Origin of the sequence: Leifsonia sp. McL0618 (assembly GCF_049994905.1) — a bacterium.
GTDB lineage: Bacteria > Actinomycetota > Actinomycetes > Actinomycetales > Microbacteriaceae > Diaminobutyricibacter.
This window is the reverse complement of the sequence record NZ_CP188258.1, coordinates 3,648,829-3,671,497: the sequence shown is the minus strand read 5'-3', so window position 1 is coordinate 3,671,497 and position 22,669 is coordinate 3,648,829. Positions and strand designations below refer to the sequence as shown.

Sequence of the window (22,669 nt, the reverse complement as noted above, 5' to 3'; positions counted from 1 at the left end):
CGGAGTGGGCGCATCCGTCGCTCTGAACCTGATCACCGACACCACGACCGCGACGCTGGACAACGGCATCGGGCTCACCGGGGCGCGCAACGTCAGCCTCAGCGCGACGGCGGGGGATGCCGCGATCACTGAGGCGAAGATGGGCGCGAGCGGCGGCAAGGTCGATATCGCCCCCGCCGTGGCGGTCACCCTCTCGAACGTGACCACGACGGCACGCGTCGGCACGGACGGCACGTTGAGCCTGACCGGCGCGTTCACCGGCAGCGCGACGCAGAACGCGAGTGCCTCGTCGACCGCCGGCGCGGTGGTCGCGGGCGGATCGACGGCCGCGGTCGGTGTGGGGCTGGCCCTCACGATCGCGAACCACGCGGTCAGCGCGACGACCGCCCGCAGCATCACGGCCGGTACGACGCTGTCGCTGACCGCATCGGGCGCCTCGGCATCGGCTGCAACGGCCAGCGCATCGGCATCGGGCGCTCCCGAGAACAGCACGAACGGGTCCGGCGGCGGGGGTGGCGGTGGTGCCGGCGGCGGTGTCGACCAGCAGGTGCAGACCCAGCGCAGCAACGCGGATGCGACCAGCTCGGCGAACGGCGGCAAGACGTCGGGTTCGACGACGGCACCGAGCGCGTCGACCTCTGACGGCAAGGTCAACGTCGCGGCGGCGGTCGCCCTCGATCTGGCGACGACGAGCTCGAAGGCGACGGTCGAAGGCGCCGGAGTGGCACTGACCGCCGGTGGCCTGGTGACCTTGGCGTCGTCGGCGAACACGGATGCCGCGACTTCCGCCGACGGTTCCGCCTCGCAGGGCGCGACGGCGACGATCGGTGCAGCAGTCGCGATCACCCTGGCGAATGTCAGCAACCTGGCTCATCTGCCGGCCGGTGACACCGTGCACGCGAAGGCCCTGACCGTGTCGGCGACGGAGACGGTGAACGGCGCCGATGTCACGTCGACGTATGGCGCGCAGGCGACCAGCGGTGCGGGTGGCGGCAAGATCTCGGTCGCGGGTTCGCTCGGTCTCGCGGTGGTCAACCAGACCACGACGGCCGAACTCGCCGGCGGGGTCGTCCTCACCGGTGGGGCTGCGACGATCACCTCCGCGAGCAACGCGGCGAGCACGGTGAAGGCCGAACCGACGGCAGGCGGGGTGACCTCGACGAGCATCGGTGTCGGCGCATCCGTCGCGCTGAACCTGATCACGGACACGACGACTGCCACCATCGACAACGGGGTCACGCTGACCGGTGCCGCGAACGTCACGCTCGGTGCGACCGCCGGGGATGCCGCGATCACCGAAGCGAAGATGGGCGCGAGCGGCGGCAAGGTCGATATCGCGCCGGCCATCGCGGTCACCCTCTCGAACGTCACGACAACCGCGCGAGCGGGCACGGACGGCACACTCGCCCTGACCGGGGCGTTCACTGGCACGGCGACCCAGAACGCGAGCGCGTCGTCCACGGCGGGAGCGGTCGTGTCGGGCGGATCGACGGCGGCCATTGGTGTCGGGCTGGCGCTGACGATCGCGAACCACGCGGTCAGCGCGACGACCGCCCGGAGTATCACGGCTGGTGGCGCGATCACGGTGAAGGCCTCCGGGCTCTCCGCATCGGCGGCGACCGCAACGGCGTCCGCCTCGGGTGCTCCGGAGAACAGCTCGGCGGGCTCGGGCACGGGCGGCGGTGGCGGCGCCGGCGGCGGGGTCGACCAGCAGGTGCAGACGCAGCGCACCAATGCGGATGCGACCAGTTCGGCGAACGGTGGCAAGACGTCGGGTTCGACGACGGCACCGAGCGCGTCGACTTCGGACGGCAAGGTCAACGTCGCGGCGGCGGTCGCACTGGATCTGGCGACGACGAGTTCGAAGGCGACCATTGAGGGAACCGGCATCACGCTCACGTCGGGCGGTCTCGTCACCCTGGCATCCAGCGCCAACACGGATGCCGCGACGAGCGCGGACGGCTCGGCGTCGCAGGGCGCGACCGCGACGATCGGTGCGGCGGTCGCCATCACGTTGGCGAACGTCACGAACCAGGCGCTGTTGCCGGCGGGCGACGCCGTGCACGCCAAGTCACTCACGGTGTCCGCGACGGAGACCGTGAACGGCGCCGATGTCACCTCGACCTATGGGGCGCAGGCGACCAGCGGTGCCGGTGGCGGCAAGATCTCGGTGGCCGGCTCGCTCGGCCTCGCGGTGGTCAACCAGACCACGACCGCCGAACTGGCCGGCGCGGTGGTCCTCACCGGCGGCGACGCGACGATCATCGCGGCGAGCAACGCGGCCAGCACGGTGAAGGCCGAGCCGACCGCGGGAGGGGTGACGTCCACGAGCATCGGTGTCGGGGCATCCGTCGCCCTGAACCTGATCACGGACACCACGACCGCGACCCTCGACAACGGTGTCACCCTGAGCGGCGCAGCGAACGTGATGCTGAATGCGACGGCCGGGGATGCGGCGATCACCGAAGCGAAGATGGGCGCGAGCGGCGGCAAGGTCGATATCGCACCGGCCGTTGCGGTCACGCTGTCGAATGTGACCACGACAGCGCGCGTGGGTACCGATGGCACGATGAGCCTGACCGGCGCGTTCACCGGCAGCGCGACGCAGAACGCCAGCGCATCGTCGACGGCCGGAGCGGTCGTCTCGGGCGGCTCGACGGCGGCGGTGGGTGTCGGGCTTGCGCTGACGATCGCGAACCACGCGGTCACCGCGACGACCGCCCGCAGTATCACCGCCGGCGGCGCGATCACGGTGAAGGCCTCGGGGCTCTCCGCATCGGCGGCGACCGCAACGGCGTCGGCCTCAGGTGCTCCGGAGAACAGCACGAACGGGTCCGGCACGGGCGGCGGCGGTGGTGCCGGCGGCGGCATCGACCAGCAGGTGCAGACCCAGCGCACCAATGCCGATGCGACCAGTTCGGCGAACGGTGGCAAGACATCCGGATCGACCACCGCACCGAGCGCGTCTACCTCCGACGGCAAGGTCAACGTCGCGGCAGCGGTCGCACTCGACCTGGCGACGACCAGCTCGAAGGCGACCATCGAGGGCACCGGCATCACGCTCACGTCGGGCGGTCTCGTGACGTTGGCGTCGTCGGCGAACACGGATGCGGCTACCTCCGCCGACGGTTCCGCCTCGCAGGGTGCGACCGCGACGATCGGCGCGGCGGTTGCGATCACCCTGGCGAACGTCACCAACCAGGCCCTGCTTCCGGCCGGCGACACTGTGCACGCGAAGGCGCTCACCGTCTCCGCCACCGAGACCGTCAATGGCGCCGACGTCACGTCGACGTATGGAGCGCAGGCGACGAGCGGCGCCGGTGGCGGCAAGATCTCGGTCGCGGGTTCGCTCGGCCTCGCGGTGGTCAACCAGACCACGACCGCCGAGGTCGCCGGAACCGTGGTTCTCACCGGCGGCGACGCGACGATCATCGCGGCGAGCAACGCGGCGAGCACGGTTAAGGCGGAGCCCACCGCCGGTGGGGTGACCTCGACGAGTGTCGGTGTCGGCGCATCCGTCGCGCTGAACCTGATCACCGACACCACGACCGCGAGACTGGACGACGGCATCAGCCTCACGGGCGCGGCGAACGTCACCATGAGCGCGACCGCCGGGGATGTGGCGATCACCGAAGCGAAGATGGGCGCGAGCGGCGGCAAGGTCGATATCGCACCGGCGATCGCGCTGACCCTCTCGAACGTGACCACGACGGCACGGGTCGGCACCCTGGGCGCGGGCCTCGGCCTCACCGGATCCTTCAGCAGCACGGCAACACAGAACGCGAGTGCATCGTCCACGGCGGGAGCGGTCGTGTCCGGCGGATCGACGGCGGCCATCGGTGTCGGGCTTGCGCTGACGATCGCGAACCACGCCGTCAGCGCGACGACCGCGCGGAGCATCACCGCTGGTGGCGCGATCACCCTGAAGGCTTCCGGTATCTCAGCATCGGCCGCAGCGGCATCCGCAAGCGCCTCGGGTGCTCCGGAGAACAGCACGAATGGCTCCGGCACGGGCGGCGGCGGTGGCGCCGGCGGCGGGGTCGACCAGCAGGTGCAGACCCAGCGCACCAATGCCGACGCGACCAGTTCGGCGAACGGTGGCAAGACCTCTGGATCGACCACCGCACCGAGCGCGTCGACTTCCGACGGCAAGGTCAACGTCGCGGCGGCGGTCGCACTGGATCTGGCCACGACGAGTTCGAAGGCGACCATCGAGGGCCCCGGCATCACGCTCACCTCGGCTGGACTTGTCACCCTCGCCTCGAGCGCGAACACCGACGCCGCAACGAGCGCAGACGGCTCGGCCTCGCACGGCGCAACGGCGACCATCGGCGCCGCTGTTGCGATCACCCTGGCGAACGTGACCAACCAGGCGCTGCTGCCGGCGGGTGACACCATCCACGCCAAGTCGCTTACTGTCTCCGCGACGGAAACGGTGAACGGCGCTGACGTCACATCGACCTACGGGGCGCAGGCGACCAGCGGTGCGGGCGGCGGCAAGATCTCGGTGGCCGGTTCGCTCGGCCTCGCGGTGGTCAACCAGACCACGACAGCCGAGGTCGCCGGAAACGTCGTCCTCACTGGCGGCGATGCCACGATCACCGCGGCGAGCAACGCGGCGAGCACGGTGAAGGCGGAACCGACCGCCGGTGGCGTGACGTCCACGAACGTCGGTGTCGGCGCATCCGTCGCCCTGAACCTGATCACAGACACCACGACCGCGACCATCGACGACGGCGTGACCCTGACCGGTGCGGCGAACATCACGCTCACCGCGACCGCGGGGGATGCGGCGATCACCGAAGCGAAGATGGGCGCGAGCGGCGGAAAGGTCGACATCGCCCCCGCCGTCGCGGTCACCCTCTCGAACGTCACGACGACGGCACGCGTCGGCACCGACGGCACGTTGACCCTGACCGGCTCGTTCACCGGGTCGGCGACGCAGGTTGCAAGCGCATCATCGACGGCCGGAGCAGTCGTTTCCGGTGGGTCGACCGCGGCCATCGGTGTCGGGCTGGCCCTGACCATCGCGAACCACACCGTCACCGCGACGACGGCGCGGAGCATCACCGCGGGCGGGGCGATCACCCTGAAGGCGTCCGGAGTCTCGGCGTCGGCCGCAAGCGCGAGCGCGTCGGCGTCGGGCGCGCCGGAGAACAGCACGAACGGCTCCGGCACGGGCGGCGGCGGTGGTGCCGGCGGTGGCGTGGACCAGCAGGTGCAGACCCAGCGCACCAATGCGAATGCGACCAGCTCGGCCAACGGCGGCAAGACGTCCGGGTCGGCGACGGCACCGAGCGCGTCCACCTCGGACGGCAAGGTCAACGTCGCGGCAGCGATCGCACTCGACCTCGCGACCACCGTCTCGCAGGCGACGATCGAGCATCCGGGGCTCACCCTCACGGCGGGCGGCCTCGTCACCCTCGCGTCCAGCGCGAACACCGACGCCGCGACCAGCGCGGACGGCTCAGCTTCGCAGGGCGCGACAGCGACGATCGGCGCGGCGGTCGCGATCACCCTGGCGAACGTCACCAACCAGGCGCTCCTCCCGGCCGGAGACACGGTGCACGCGAAGGCGCTCACCGTCTCCGCCACCGAGACCGTCAACGGCGCCGACGTCACCTCGACCTACGGAGCGCAGGCGACGAGCGGCGCCGGTGGCGGCAAGATCTCGGTCGCCGGTTCGCTCGGCCTCGCGGTGATCAACCAGAGCACGACCGCGGAGGTCGCCGGAACCGTTGTCCTCACCGGCGGCGACGCGACGATCATCGCGGCGAGCAACGCGGCGAGCACGGTCAAGGCCGAGCCGACACCCGGCGGCGTGACCGCCACGAATGTGGGAGTGGGCGCATCCGTCGCCCTGAACCTGATCACCGACACGACGACGGCGACACTGGACGACGGCGTCAGCCTCACCGGCGCGGCGAACGTGACCATGAGCGCGACCGCAGGGGATGCCGCGATCACCGAAGCGAAGATGGGCGCGACCGGCGGCAAGGTCGACATCGCACCCGCCGTCGCCGTCACGCTATCGAACGTGACCACGAGCGCACGCGTCGGAACGCTCGGCGCCCCGCTGGGCCTGACAGGATCGTTCACCGGCAGCGCGACGCAGAACGCCAGCGCATCCTCGACCGCCGGAGCTGTCGTCGCCGGCGGCACGACTGCCGCGATCGGTGTCGGTGTCGCACTCACGATCGCCAACCACACGGTGACGGCGACGACGGCCCGCAGCATCACGGCCGGCGGCGACATCGCGCTGCACGCATCCGGGATCAGCGCCTCGGCGGCAGCCGCGAGCGCCAGCGCTTCGGGCGCGCCCGAGAACGGAGCCAGCGGGTCCGGGTCGGGCGGAGGCGGCGGGGCCGGCGACGGCGTCGACCAGCAGGTGAAGACCCAACGCGACAACGCAGACGCCACCAGCACCGCGAACGGCGGCAAGACGTCAGGGTCCACCACCTCGCCGAGCGCCTCAACCTCCGACGGCAAGGTCAACGTCGCCGCGGCCGTCGGCATCGACATCGCGACCATCGTGTCGAAGGCCACGATCGAGAACCCCGGTCTCACGCTGACCGCCGGCGGCCTCGTGACCCTCGCCTCGAGTGCGAACACGGATGCGGCGAGCGCGGCAGACGGATCGGCCTCCCACGGTGCGACCGCGACCATCGGCGCCGGAGTCGCGATCACCCTGGCGAACGTGACCAACCAGGCCATCCTGCCGACCGGTGACACGATCAAGGCGCACGCGCTCACCGTCTCGGCGACGGTCACTCCGAACGGAGCCGACACGACGTCGGTGTACGGTGCGCAGTCGGTGGCGGGCGCCGGGCAGGGCAAGATCTCGGTGGCCGGCTCGGTGGCGATCGCGATCATCAACCAGTCCACCCAGGCCGAGCTGGCCGGCAACGTGACACTGACCGGCGGCGATGTCGCGGTGACCGCCGCGAGCAAGGCCACGAGCACGGTGTCCGCCGAACCGACGCCCGGCGGGGTCACGGCGACGAATGTCGGCGTCGGAGCCTCCGTCGCCCTCAACCTCATCACCGACGCCACCAACGCCGTACTCGACGCGGGCATCACTGTCGTCGGTGCGCACGACTTCATCCTCTCCGCGACGGCAGGGGACCTGGCCACGACGGACGCGAAGATGGGGGCGTCCGGGGGCAAGGTCGACGTGTCCCCGGCCGTCGCGATCACCATCTCGAACGTCACGACGACGGCGAGCATCGGCACCCTTCCCGGCAACGGCACGATCGTGCTGACCGGTTCGTTCTCGGCAACGGCCACCCAGACGGCCGGAGCGGTCACCTCGGCCGGTTCGGTCGCGACCGGCGGTTCCACCGCATCCATCGGTGTCGCTCTCGCCCTGAACCTCGTGACCCACACCGTGTCGAGCACGACGGGCCGCAACATCACCGCGGCCGGCTCGATCTCGTTCGGCGCGTTCGGATCCTCGGTCGACGGAGCGTCGGCGAGCGCGTCCGCGAGCGGCGCTCCCCAGCAGGGCGACAGCAATGCACCCTCCGGCGGCGTCGACGGACAGGCCCAGAAGGAACGCACCAACGCGATCGGCACCGATACGGCGAACGGCGGATCGGGCTCGAGCGCAAGCGCGAACCCGTCGGCGTCGAGCTCTGACGGCAAGGTCTCGGTCGCGGCCGGTGTCGCCCTGAACATCGCCGATGTCTCGGCGACCTCCATCCTGCCCGACGGTCTCACCCTCATCGCTGGCGGCGCCGTCAGCCTCCGGAGTTCGGAGAACGTCGACGGCGCAGTCAAGGCGGACGGAACAGCCGTCAAGGCGACGAACGTCGGCGTCGGCGCGGCCGTCGCCCTCAACCTGGTCACCATCACCAACCGCTCGTTCATCGGCGAGCGCACCCACGTCACCTCCAACGGGTTCCACCTCGAAGCCACCATGACCTCGCTCGGGGCGGACACGACGCACACCTTCACCGTCGAAGCCGACGCGGGAGCGGGCTCGAAGAAGGTCGGCGTCGCGGGCGCCCTCGCCCTCAACATCGTCACCGACAACACCGAGGCGTATGTTCCGGGCAGTGCGGTCGTCGCGGCCGGCACCGGCGACATCTCGCTCATCGCCCAGAACCTGCGCTCCGACTCGGCGAAGGCGCTGGCGGATGCGTCGATCGGCGGCGGCGGAACCGTCGGCGTCGGCGCGTCCATCGCGATCAACGTGCTCACCACCAACGTCACGCGGGCAGAAGTGATGGACGGGGCGTCGCTGACCGGCGGGCACAACGTGACGCTGACCGCGACATCCGCCGAACCGGTCGTCAACACGGTGACTGCGGGATCCGCCGGCTCCAGCGTCGCCGTCAGCCCGGCGGTCGGCATCAACATCGTGGTCAACACCACGCTCGCCCGCATCGGCACCCCCGGGGCCGGAACGATCGCCGCGACCGGTGCCGTGCAGCTGCGCGCCACCCACACGGGGTCGGCGTCGATCACCGGCGACGCGAAGGCGGCCAGCAGCAGTGTCGCGGTCGGCGCCATCATCGCCGTCAACGTGCTCACCGTGACGACGACGGCCGCTCTGTTGCGGAACATCTCGGGCACGTCGGTCGTGCTTGCGGCGACCACCACGACGGCCGGCAGCGCGGATGTCACCGCAAGCGCCCAGGGCACGACGCCCGGGAGCGGGGGAAGCTCCGACGGCCAGGCCAAGGACAGCGTGCAGAACACCCCGAGCACGTCGGGCAACGAGAGCAGGCTGCCGACCGGTGACCAGTCCGCCGGCGGGGCGGTCGGCAACGCGAACAGCGAATCCGGCGGCCAGTCGGGCCAGTCGTCCGGCCAGGGTGTCGGAGTCGGAGCCGCGGTCAGTGTCAACGTCGTCACCGACATGAACACCGCGAGCATCGCCGACGGCCTCACCGTCACGGCGGCCGGTGCGATCCAGGTCAGTGCGACGAACGCGACGGATGCCCTGGCCAAGTCGGTCGGAACCTCGACGGCCATCAACAGCACCAACATCGGTGCCGGCATCGGGCTCAACGTCGCCATCATCACCAACCGCGGTTCGATCGGCGTCGGAACGACGATCACCGGCGGCAGCGTCGTCGTGCAGGCGGTCACGCCGCCCCAGACCGAGAACGATTTCACCGCCTGGGGGCTCTCGGCGGCAGGCGGTGCGGGCGATGCGAGCGTCGCCGGCTCGGTGGCCGTGCAGGTCGTCATCTTCGAGAACACGGCCGTCATCGGGGCCGGTTCGAAAGTGTCCGTCTCCGGCGCTCTGGTCCTGGCCGCAAGCAACCCCATGGGCCTCCAGACCATCGCCGGGGCGGGTGGCCTCTCGCTCGACGGTTCGGGCGTCGGCGTCGGGATCGCGGTCAACGTGCTGACCGTGACCACCCTCGCCTTCATCGACTCGAACATCCAGCAGCCCACGACGGTGAACGCGGGCGGCGCGATCTCGCTGAGCGCTTCGGCGTCGCTGGTCCCGCTCGGCATCAGCATCATCCCGAACGTGAAGGTGCCCGACGTGACTTCGGTCGCGGTCGGTGGCGGCGCCGGGACGAGCGGTGTGGCCGTCGGAGGCGCGTTCATCGTCGACGTCTTCACCCTGACCACGCAGGCGTACATCGGCAACAACGCGTCGGTGAACCAGAGTGCGGCCCCGTCGCCGGGCCAGTCGATCTCGATCACGGCCTCCGACGACATCCGCCTTGTCGAGCTCGCCGGGTCGCTGGGGCTGTCGCTGGGCAGTGTCGGCGTCGGCGTCAGCGTCATCGTCGGGGTCATCAACAAGGACGTGCGGGCGTACATCGGCCACTCGGTCGTCGCCTCCGCCGGCGGCGACGTCACCCTGCGCGCCACCGACCCGCAGGACTTCACCGAGATCGCGATCGGAGCCGCCGCCTCCCAGAGCGTCGGCGTCACCGGCTCCTTCGTCGTGCTCGTGCTCAACCCCGGCGACAGCTCGCCGGGCACCCGGGCATACATCGACGGCGGCCCGCGCCAGGCGACGGTCGTGCACGCGGGCGGCAACGTCACGATCCAGGCCGAGGACAACGCATCCAACATCGGCCTCTATGCGGGACAGGTCAGCGTCGGCGGCAGCGCCGGGGTCGGCATCTCGTCGGCCGTGCTGGTGCGCAGCGGCATCGTCGACGCCTGGATCGCCGGCGGCGACGACATCTGGGCGAAGGGAGCGACCGGCCTCACCATCGGCGCGACCCAGCACGAGGACGTGACGCTCATCGCCGTCGGCGGAACGGTGGGCGGCTCGGCCGCGGTCGCCGGGTCTGCGACCGTCGACGTGCTCAACAACGTCACGCACGCCCACATCGACCGCGGCGCGACGATCAACTCCAACAACGCGGGCGCGTCCGGCACCGAAGGCGTCTCGCTGAGCGCCACCGACACCACCACCATCAAGGGCGTCGCCGGCCAGATCGCCGTCGGCGGCTCTGCCGGCATCGGTGCGGGGGCGGATGTCGAACTGCTGAACAAGGACACCCAGGCCTGGATCGACCCGCAGGCCTCGGTGCTCGCCAACGGTTCGGTCACGATCGACGCCGCCTCCAGCGAGAACGTCATCTCCATCTCGGCAGGCGTCTCGGCGGGCGGAGCGGTCGGGGTCGCGCTCAACGCGGCGGTGTCGGTGTTCACCATCGTCACGAAAGCGTTCGTCGGCGAAGTGTGCAGCGCCCAGGCGGTCAACGCGACCAGCTGCGCGACGTCACGTGCGACGATCCTGGCCGGCGGAAGCGCCCGCATCTCGGCCAACGAGCAGCTGACCCTCAACGTGATCGCCGGCAGCATCGCCATCGGCGGCGAGGTCGGTGTCGGCGCCTCCGCCGCCGTGCCGATCGTGAACAAGACGACGAGCTCGTTCATCGGCGACAACTCGGTGGTGCGTGCGCTCGGCAACGGAGCGGGTCTCACCGTCAACACGGGCGGCTACTCGGTCACCCCGATCGACACCCGGTTCACGCCGTCGACCGCTATCGAAGGCGACGGCCGCACCATCGACCTCGGGTACGTGCACGGCTTCACCGAAGGCCAGCAGGTGCTCTACGACGACGGAGGCGGCACCCCGATCACCGGGCTCGTGCAGGGCAACGTCTACTATGTGCACGTCGTCTCGGCGCACGAGGTGCAACTGTCGGCGACACAGGGCGGCCCGGCCATCGTGCTCGGCGTCCCGTCGAGGGGCGGCGAATCGCAGCGGCTGATGGCGACCGACCACGCGGCCACCCCGCAGGCGCCGGGGCAGTACTTCACCCCGTCATCCGACGTCACCGGCAACGTCATCAACCTGCCGTACGACCTCACCGTGAACACCGGCGACCCGGTGGTCTACCGCGCCGGCGGCGGCACGGCGATCGGCGGCCTCGTCGACGGCCAGACCTACTATGCGATCGTCGTCGGCCCGCACGCGATCGAGCTCGCCGACTCGGCCTGCCACGCCAACCCGGGCGGCAGCAACTGCAGCGGTGCGGTGCAGACGCCGATCTCCCTCAACGCGGCGACGGCCGGGACCGACCGGGCGCACAGCATCCTCAAGCAGGGCGACCAGCCTCCGGGCGACGCGGCCTCGGTCAGTGGCCAGCACGTGATCGTGCCGAACTCCGCCGGCGGCTTCCATGGTGTCTCCGTCACCGCGAACAACAGTGACGACATCGGCGGGTTCGGTGTGGCGGCGGGCTTCGGCACCGTCGGCGTCTCGGTCAGCGGCAGTGTGAACGTCGTCACGGCGAACACGTCGGCGTTCATCGGACGCATCGCGCAGGTCAACGTGAACAACGCCGGTGCATCGAGCGCCCAGAGCGTGGTCGTTGCGGCGGGCAACGCCTTCCAGCTCCTCATCGTGGCGGCGTCGGTCGCTGCAGGGGCCGTCGGGGTGGGAGCGAACGCGGCGGTCGGCATCGTGACGCTGAACACCGACAGCGTGATCGGGACCGGCGCCGTCGTCAACGCGGCCCGCGACGTGGTCGTCGCAGCGAACGCATCCGACCAGGTCACCGCCGTTGCGGCCGCGGCCGCGGGCGGAGCGGTCGGGGTCGCCGGCGTCGTCGCCGTCATCGTGCTCACCACCCACACCTACGCAGACACGGGGCTCGGTGTCGCGGTCACCGCCGGCAACAATGCACTGTTCAGCGCTGCGGACGCCACGAAGATCACCGTCGTCTCCGGTGGTGCGGCGGTCGGGGCGGTCGGCGTCGGCATCGGCGTCGCGGTCACCTCCCTCACGAAGGACACGCGCGCGTTCATCGGCGCCGGCAGCGCAGTCGACGCGCTCGCCCAGCAGCCGGGCGTCGCCCTCGCCGGCATCGACGACGGCACGGTCAGCGGCAGCGGATTCGGCACCATCCCGGCATTCAACGGCCTCGCTGTGCAGGCCCGCTCGAGCGAGAACGTGTTCGGCATGGCCGTCGCGGCCGGTGGTGGGTTCGTCGGGGTCGCCGGCGGCCTGAACGTCACGCTGCTCCACGCGACGACGCTCGCCTTCATCGACAGCAACGCCCTGAACCCCACGCGCATCAACCTGCAGGCGGGCGCCGGCTCCCAGCAGTCGGTGAACGTCGCGGCCGCCGACAAGGTGACCACCTTCACCATCGGCGGCGGGCTCGGAGCCGGGTTCGTCGGGGTCGCCGGGGGCATCGACATCGGCATCGCCGACGTCACCAGCCAGGCGTACATCGGCGGCTCCGCCACCCTGCACGCCGCCAAGGATGTCGCCTTCTACGCCCTCGCGATCAAGAACATCCAGACCTACGCGATCAGCATCGGCGGCGGCTTCGTCGGGGTCGCCGGCTCCGTCTCGGTGTGGAGCGTCGGAACCGCTCCGACCGGCTCGTACAACGAAGGCTCCTACGGGCAGGACAAGGGCACCTGGTCGTCCACCGCCACCTACGCACAGGGCGATGTCGTCACCGGCTCCGACGGCAAGCGGTACGGCGCGAAGGTCGCGAACCCCACACTCGACCCCGTCGCCGACACGACGGGCGCGCAGTGGGAGGGCGCGACGGATGCCCTCAGCCCGTCATCGGGCAAACCGGATGCGGCGGCCGAGGCCGGCGGGCACGCCAACGGCTCCGGAACCGGTGGCTACACCGGGATCCTCGACGGCACCTCGAACCTGCACAACGCCAACGGCACCACGAACTCGCGCATGCAGCCCACCCTCGGATCGGCGAACACGTCGGTGCACGGCTCAGCGCCCAGCTCGAACATCGTCAGCGCCGAATTCTCCAACGCGTCCGTACCGCAGGGCACCGTCGCCACCGTCGGGGCGGGAACGGTCATCGTCGCCGGCGGTTCCGTCAGCGTCGGTGCGGGCGAGAACCTCTCGGTGAACGGACTGGCCGGCACGGCGGCGGCCGGCGCCGTCGCGGTCGGAGGATCGGTGCTCATCCTCGGCATCACCAGCAACGTCGAAGCCTTCATCGCAGAAGGCGCGTCGGTCACCGCCGGCGGCAACGTCAACGTGAAGACGGTGCTCACCGAGAACGACAACGGCATCGTCTTCGCGGGAGTCGGAGGCGTCGTCGCCGTCACCGGCCAGGTGGTCGTCATCACCAGCCACGCGACCCAGAACGCGCACATCGACAGCGGTGCTGTGATCCCGACCGCCGGCGGCAACGTCGATGTCGAGGCTGTCGCAACCCGCACCATCGCCCCGCTGGCCATCGGCGGCAGCATCGGCCTTGTCGCGGCGGGCGCCTCGGTCGCGGTCGCACTGGTCGATGGGAACACGACGGCGACGATCGGAAACGTCTCGATCGGCTCGCAGGCGCTGGCGGGCGGCATCGTCGAGGTCGCCCGTTCGACGATCGTGGTTCCCGTCCGGTCCTACTCGGTGTCCGTCGGTGTCGGCGGCGGCATCTCCGGCGCTGTCGCAGTCGCGGCCATCTCGGGTACCACGACCGCCACCTACAGCGGGCACGCCAGCCTCTCCGGCGGCGCATCCATCACCGCGAATGGCACGAACACCCCGAGCACATCGACCCTCAGTGTCGCGACCGGCGCGTTCGCTGCGGGCATCAACCTCGCCAGGGCGACGACGTCCCGATCCGTCATCGCCCAGTTCACCAGCGGCGCGAACCTTTCCGGAGGCGGAGCAGTCGTGGTCGGCGCGACCTCGCAGAACCACGCGAGCGCCACGACGCCGAGCGTCACGCTCAGCCTGATCGGCTTCAGTCTCCTGCTGCCGATCGCGACGATCTCGGGTGCGACCGAAGCGCACCTCGACGGCGTGGTCTCCGCATCCGGTTCCATCGCCGTGACGGCGAGCGCACAGAACCAGGCGACAGCGGACGCCTTCGTCGTCGGCATCACACTCCTCGGCGGAGGGCAGGGCACGAGCGCACTCGCCACGGTCGCCCAGAGCGCGGATGTGCTCGCCAGCGTCGGCCCGAAGGCAAGTCTCCGCAGCTTCGGCCTCGTGCAGGTGACGGCGACCATCGTCTCCGACGGCACCCACGGCAACTTCGCTTCCGCGACCGTCACGAGCGGAGGCGGGGGACTCATCACCGCAGGCGCTTTCCTCGCCAGCGCGATCCTTGCGGGTGCGACGACCGCGGAACTCCGGGCGCCCGTCTTCTCGTCCGGCGCGGTGACCGTCGCAGCCGCAGGCGACAGCACGGCGACCGCGTCGACGAAGAGCGTCGGGCTCACCGGCTTCGGCGTCACGCTGGCTCTCGTCGACGCCGAAATCCAGCAGAGCGCGGGCGTGGTGGCGATCGTCTCCGGCGGAACGCTCAGCTCCATCGGGGCAGTGAAGGTCACCGCCACGAACGCGAGCCACGCGACCTCATCGACGGATGCTGCGAGCGTCGGCATCTTCACCGGTGCGGCCAACGCCGCCACGGCCATCGTCGCCGGCGAGACGCGAGCCGAACTCGCCGACCCGATCATCAGCCAGGGTCTCCAGGTCACCTCAGACGCGACCAGCTCGGCCCGCTCCACCTCCCAGGTCGTCTCCATCGGCGTCGTCAGCGGCGCGTTCGGAGACACGGTCGCACAGGTCACCGCGACGGCCGGGGTGCGCGCCCTCGTCGACGCCGGCGCGACGACCGTCAACGCCGGAACCGGTGACGTGATCCTGCGTGCGACGAGCGTCGACAGCGCCCTCGCGCAGCCGTCACAGGTGAATGTCGGACTCTTCACCATGGCCGGCCTGTCGCCGACCGCGACCGTCGCGGCACCGACCCGCGCGGAGTTCGACGGCGGCACCACCGCATCCGGGGCCTTCTCCGTCACAGCGACCGGCCACAACACCGCGACCGCCACCGTCAAGGTCGACAACTTCAGCATCGCCGGGATCACCGGGGTCATCGCGCTCGCCGACGTCACCTCGAGCGCCGCGATCGCCGCCGTGATCGCCTCGAGCGCGCGCATCACCGCCCGCGGCCCGTTCACGGTCTCGGCGCAGACACCCGGCGGCACGTCCGTCGACGCCGAAGTGTCGAGCAACAGCGGCGGCGTGATCAGCGGCGGCGTCTTCTTCGCACGGGCCAGGATCGGTTCGCCGGTGACGGCATCCATGGACGGCGCCCTGCTCGCATCCACCGGCGCCTCGGTGGGAGCCTCCGCAACAAACACGATCACCGCGGTCGCGGACGCGCTGAACATCAGTGTCGCCAGCTTCAACGCGGCACTGGTCGACGCCGAACTGCTGGGCTCCGCGGGCGTGACGGCGCACTACGGGACCGGCTCGCTCGCGACGAGCGGTCTCGCATCGGTCGCCGCCTCCTCCGCCGCGACGGTCAGCGCCGCCACCGACACGCTCTCGGTCGGTGCGTTCGTGCTCGGGCTGACGCTGCCGACCGCGAAGATCGACGCCGGCACCTCAGCCGACTTCGGCGGCGTGCTCACCGGGGCGACCGGCCTGACCGTGCAGTCGACGGCGACGAACTCGGCCGCCACCACCGCCGGCGCCCGCAACTACGGCCTCATCACGGTCGGCTCCTCGTCGCCGGTCGCACTCATCACATCGAACGCGGTCACCCAGGCGAACATCGACGCCGGCGCGCTGCTCAACGCCCCGAGCGCCACCGTCGCGGTCGTCGCCACGGCGACCAACGGCGTGACGGCCAAGGGCGGCTCCGTCAACGGCGGCCTCGGAACCGTCTCCAGCGCCAACCCGGCCGCGACCGACAACGCCCGCACGTTCGCCCGGATGCTCGGCGCAGCCCACGGGGCGACCGCGACCACGCCGGGCGCAGCATCCATCTCGGTGCAGGCGACCAGCGGTGACACCTCGACCGCCCTGATCAGCGACACCAGCGGAGCGGGCGTCGCCATCTCCGCCGCAGGCGCGACCGCAACGACCACCACGACCGTCGAGGCCGACTTCGCCTCGGCCGGCGCACCCATCGCGACGACCGGCAACATCACCGTCGGCGTCGCATCGAACCCGGTCTCGATCTCGTCGGCGCTCAGCACGTCGGTCGGCATCCTGCTCAACATCAGCTCCAACAACGCCAGGGTCGTGACCAACCCGACCGTCAACCTCACGATCGCGGCCGGAGCGCAGATCTTCGCGGGCGGCACCATCACCCTCAGTGCACAGCAGAACACGACAGCGCCTCCCAGCCCCAACCACAGCGACTTCGACGGCAACACCGGCGTCAACACCGGCACGGACACCATCACCCTGTCGGCGCCGCACTCCTTCACGACGGGCGGAACCGTCACCTACACGAACAACGGCGGCACCACCGTCGGCGGGCTGAGCAACAACGCCCAGTACAACGTCATCGTCATCAACCCGAACGCTGTACAGCTCGGCTCGATCTTCGACGGCGCCCACATCGACCCGGCGACCGACACCATCCAGTTCGGCATCCAGGTCGGGTCCAGCTTCGTGCCGGTCAGCCACAACCTCCACGAGGGCGATCTCGTCATCTACATCGTTCCCAACGGGGGCTCGGCCGTCCCCGGTCTCGTCTCCGGCCACCGGTACCGCGTGCACGTCGTCGACGCATCCGACATCCAGCTCTTCGACGCGACCACGCCGACCACGCCCGTCACCGCGAGCGGCTCCACTGTCACCGGCGGCAACACCATCAGCGCCGCCAACGGGTACAGCAACGGCAACGCGGTCACCTACACCGCCCCGAACGCCCTCCACCTGTTCACGACCGACCAGGTCGAGGTCGCCGTCGACGGCAGCAACAACCCGATCATCTCCGGCAACCCGCCGGCGCTCCAGTTCGTGAACGACAACACGATCACCATCCAGAACCACGGCTTCACCACCGGCCAGCAGGTCGTCTACGAAGGGTCGACCGACCCGGTGGGCGGCCTGGTCAACGGCCACACCTACTTCGTGATCGTGCTCAACAACAACCAGATCCGCCTGGCCGCGAACCTGTGCGACGCCACCGGGACCTGCGTCGACGGCAGCAACAACCCCATCCCGGTCAACCCGATCGGCCTCACCCCCGACCATTCCACCGCCGGCAGCGCGGTGGTCCACGGATTCTGGACCCCGGGCCAGCAGCCCATCCTGGGTCTCGACAACGGCGCCCGCTATTACATCGTCGGCGCGACCTCCAGCAGTTTCCAGCTCGCCACCACGCCGGGCGGGGCCCCGATCGCCCTGAACGGTACCGGCGTGGTCGGCGTTGGAAACTTCGCCCCGGCGATCGTCGACCTCGGCATCGGCAGCGGGCCGCAGGACCTCGTGGTCGACCTCACCTCCGCCGGAAGCGGAACGCAGACCCTCTCGGCCGTCGGCATCGGCGGCACCACCGCCGGAGGCGGCCAGCTCTCGACCGCGACCGTCAACGGCTCGGGCGGCGGCATCATCAGCTCCAGCCACGCCAACACCAACGCGAACGAGACGGCGGTCGTCACCGTGACCATCGGCGGCGCGAACACCTCGATCACCGCCCTCGGCTCGGTCGTCGTCACCACGAACTCGAACGCCGGCGTCAGCGCCGACTCGGCCAACGGCGGCGGAGGCCTCGTCGCCATCGGCAGCGCAGCGGCCCAGTCGTCAACCACGACCAGCACCACGGTGACGGTGGCAGGCGGAACCACCATCACCGCCGGAGCCGACGTCACGATCAACCCGCTCACCTTCGGCCAGGCGCAGGCGCTGTCGCAGTCCAGCGCCGGCGGGCTCGGCGCCGGCGTCAGTTCGGATGCCGGGGCGACACTGAACATCAGCACGGTCACCACGGTCGGCGGCACCATCACTGCAGGCAACGACCTCAGTGTCGCCGCGCACACCGGTGCCTTCGGAAACGTCGCGACCAGCGCCGAAGGCGGCGGCCTCGGTGTGGATGCCCACGCCGGCGAATGCGGCAGCCCCGGCTGCGACCTCAACATCGGCATCACCACGACGGTCGACCTGCAGCCCTTCGCCCACCTCACCGCCGACAACGTGACCGTGCTCGCCAGCGTCGACAGTGTCAACGCCCACAACAACGGCCACACGCACGCGAAGGCGCTCGGCGCAGCATCCGATGCCACCGCGAACGTGAACGTCACCAGCAACGCCACCGTGCACCTCGAGCACGACGTGAAGATCGTCGGCTACGAGACGGTCACGCTGAAAGCGGTTCACAATGCGATCACGCTGATCGCGTCGACGGATGCGCACTGCGGCTGCCTCGGCGGCGACACCAACTCGACCTCGAACATCGGGTACAACAGCGAATCGAACGTGACGGCGGATGCCGGGTCGGTCATCCGCACCGCCCTCCTCGACGTCGAAGCGCTCCAGCTGCTCACCAACTGGTCGCGCCCCACCAACTCGGACGGCGCGGCATTCGACGGCGGCGGAACACACGGCGGCACGACCGAGAACGCGCGCCGCGTGATCAGCTGGCACGCCACCGTGTACCTCCATGCCGCCGACCCGCAACTCGTCGTCGATACCAACGGCACGATCGTGAAACTGTACGGCGTGGTGGTAAAAGACGACCTCGGCAACACGTACGGCCTCGGCAGCACCATCCCGGTCGGCCGCATCATCGAGGTGCAGGACATCAACAACACCGGCGGTGCCGCTGCGACCTTCTTCGCGAACATCCCCGGTTCGCTCGCGGGCGGTTCGCCGCCGGCCGGGGTCATCACCGGCACCGACGGAAAGTTCGTCGCGCAGAACACCTTCGACTTCGTGAAGCTGTACAACTCGTCGAGCCGCACGATGACCGTGCACGCGATCAACGTGGTCAACCTGACCAGCGTCGCGGCGACCATCAGCGTGAAGGTGCAGGACAGCACCGGGTTCCTCTTCACGATCGGGCAGCCGATCTTCATCCCGACCGCGGTGGACATCGAGAACTACCTGGTGTCCGGCAACGGCACGGCGCAGCTCTTCATCGACGGCCGCATCTACAACCCGATCGGGTCGACGCGCATCGACAACCAGCACGGAGACATCCTCGCCGGCCCGGACGGGCCGCTGGTCGTCACGAACACCCTGGTGATCCTGGCCGACAACGGCACGATCGGAATCCTGGTCAGCGGACTCTTCAGCCTGCGGGTGCCGATCCCAGTCATCCTGGTGCAGAGCGACTACGTCGTCGACAACGTCGACCCGACCCGGTTCGTGTCGCTGACGGCGGATGCGCGTGACGACGTCGTTCTCGACATCACGTCGATCCTGCGCGGCCCCGCGACCACCTTCACCCCGACGATCCCGCTCATCCATGCAGGCCGCAACATCGACATCGTGCTGGGCGACAGCCTGCAGGGCAACGACACGCCCACCTTCACGTCGACGTTCCTCCAGGTGGACGTGTACCAGCCGCCGGCATTCACCACCACGGTGCCGCCGACCGGACAATACCGGGTCTTCTTCCACCCGGATCCTGCCGGACCGTACGTCTACAACGACAACGTGATCGTCGCGTTCGGCACCGTGAACACCTTCTACCCGAGCACCTACGTCTTCCAGGACCTGAGCGCGGGCAACAACATCAACGTTCGGCACACGGCGGCGCGCACGGTGCTCAACATCGACGCCCACACCAATGTCGATGCGACGCTGAGCGGAATCGAGCTGCCGACGCCCTTCTCGACCCAGGACCAGACCGGTGAGATCGACCTCTTCACCAACGGCTCGATCGTCGACACAGAGACCGTCAGCGATCTGCGCGTCGGCACCATCACCTCCACGGCCAGCGATGTGACGCTGATCGCTGCAGACACCGGCGCATCCATCTTCGACGTGGGCGGAATCACCGACGGCTCGGCCCGCGTGACCGGCAACAGGATCACCCTCCTCGCGCTCACCGGCGGCATCGGCTTCCTCGTTCCCGCCGTCAACTACCTGGAGATCCACTCGTCGAACGCGGCGCGCGGATGGGTGCTCGCCCTCGCCGCCAACGGCATCTATCTTGCGCAAACGACCGGCGCCCTCTACCTGAACCTCGTCGATTCGTTCGTCGGCGACGTCGCACTCATCGACCAGAACGGTGCGATCCTCAACAACATCGACGGAACGAACCCGACCGTGATCGGGAACAACATCGATCTGATCGCGCACAACGGCTCGATCGGTGCTGCATCGGCGACCGGCGTGAGCGACATCACCATCGACACGAACGCCGCAGCGGGAGGTCGCCTCTACGCGCTGGCCGACGGCCCGGGGGCGCTGCCCGGTGCCGTGCCGGCCAACGGCGACATCTACATCACGGAGGCGTCGGGTGCTCTCAACGTCCTGCGTGCCGAATCGGTCTTCGGAGACGTGCGGCTCACCATCCCGTACGTCACGGGGCGGACGGATGCGAGCCTCGACCTGCTTGCCGGGGGCAGCACCCTCGACGGTGCGACGACACTCACGGAGGGCCGCATCGTCGCGCTGGGCTCGGTGCTGCTGCGCATCGGCGACGACCTCGAGTCGGCGACGACCAGCCTCATCCAGGGCGCCACTGTCACGATCGTCGGAGAATACCTGCAGAACCCCGCCAGCCCGGTCGGGTCGACGATGCACTTCGCCGGCACGGTGACCGGGCATCCGACGAACATCTTCGGCGGCGCGGGTGTCGACACCTTCTTCTTCGACCACACCTTCCTCGGCGGCCAGACCAACGTCTATGGCGGCGCGTCGAGCCAGGCCGGCCTTCCCGACGGGAACGACGTGTTCATCGTCGACCACCTCCAGACGATGTCGACGACCCACATCGACGCATCCGGCGACGTGTACAACGGCCTGCCGGTGCGCGACTCGCTGCTCCTCGACGGCGAGACCGGTGACAACAGCTACGTCGTGACCACGTGGGGGAGCGTCGACCCCCTCAACCACGACTACCTCGTCAACGTGCTGAACTCGGGACCAAGGGGCGGACTCAACACCCTGACGGTGAACGGCTCCGACGGGCCGGACGTGTTCCTGCTGCGCGGCGCCTCCATCATCCCCGACCAGCCGGGAGCTGCGGACCCGGCATTCGTCGCGCTGCTGCACGGCATCCTGGATGCTGAACGCATCAACTACGACGACCACATCAACGGCCGCCTCACCGTCAACGGGCTCGGGGGCAACGACCTCTTCGTCGTCGATGACAACAGTGCGATCACCACCATCGACGGCGGCGACGGCAACGACCGGTTCATCATCGGCCAGCTGTTCGCGACACCGCGCATCCCGCCGGCCGTGCACCCCGAAGACCAGTTCCCGACGGTCGCGACGAAGCTCGGGCTGCTGAGCGACGGAGTCAGCTTCCCGACCACCATCTTCGGCGGAGCGGGCAACGACACCTACACGATCAACCACAATCTCGCCGAGCTCCGCATCGAGGCCGGCACCGGGGCCGACAGGTTCATCATCGTCGTCGCGCGCCAGCCGCTGACGAAGGCCTACCTCACGAACGGTCTGCTGTCGCTCGACGGCGGCGTCGGTGCGAGCACCGTCAGGGTCACCGCGTTCGACAACCTCGGCGGCTTCGTCTCCACCATCAATGGGGTGACAGGCGAAGGACTGCACGTGACGATGCGCCACTTCGCCGCAAAAGCGACGCTCAGGCTCTTCACGGGGGCCGTGCCGACGCCCACTCCGCTGCTGTTGCCCGGTGAAGACCCGCCGCCGGTGGTGTTCGTGCCGCTCGTCGTGCCGGTCGCCGGCTCCGGCGTCGTCATCGTCACGGAATCGGGTGGCGCCACCGTCGTGAAGCCGGGCGGGCCGATCACCGACACGTACACCATCCAGCTCGCCACACCGCCGACCGCGACGGTCTTCGTGACGATCTCCGCGGCATACGGCGGAGGTGCGCCCTACGCGCAGATCTCCATCGACGGCGGCGTGACGTTCGCAGACAGCGCTGTACTCGAGTTCGCCGCAGGCGACGTCGGGCCCAAGACGGTCATCGTGCAGCTCAATGCCGGTGTCACGTCCTTCCCGCCCGGCTCGAATGTCGAGACGATCAGCCACTCCAGCGAAAGTGACGATCCTGCTTACCAACACGCGGCCATCCGCAACGTCTACGTGAACCAGGCGCCCGCGAAAGTCGTGCCGCCGCCCCCACCACCCGTGACGCCGCCGACGAAGCCGGTCGCGCCGGCCGGAACGGGCACCGGCTCCGGCACCACCGCCGGTACCACGACCGGAACGGGCACGGGCACCGGCACCGGGCTCGCACCGACGGGCTCTACCACGCTCGGCTTCGGCGGCCTGGCCGGCGGACTGCTCGTGCTCATCCTCGGGCTCGGCCTGCTGCTGGCCCGCCGCCGCCCCGGCACCCGCTGA

At 69.9% G+C, this 22,669-nt stretch carries 1 protein-coding gene (cut by a window edge); it reads left to right on the top strand.

Translation table 11 applies throughout. From position 1 onward, the window contains the following. Nucleotides 1-22,669, top strand: the 3' portion of a protein-coding gene (locus tag ACPPVQ_RS17770; protein WP_426516448.1) for a hypothetical protein. Its footprint begins 9,164 nt before the window's first position; only the last 22,669 of its 31,833 coding nucleotides appear in the window; its start codon lies beyond the left edge, outside the window; it ends in the stop codon at nt 22,667-22,669.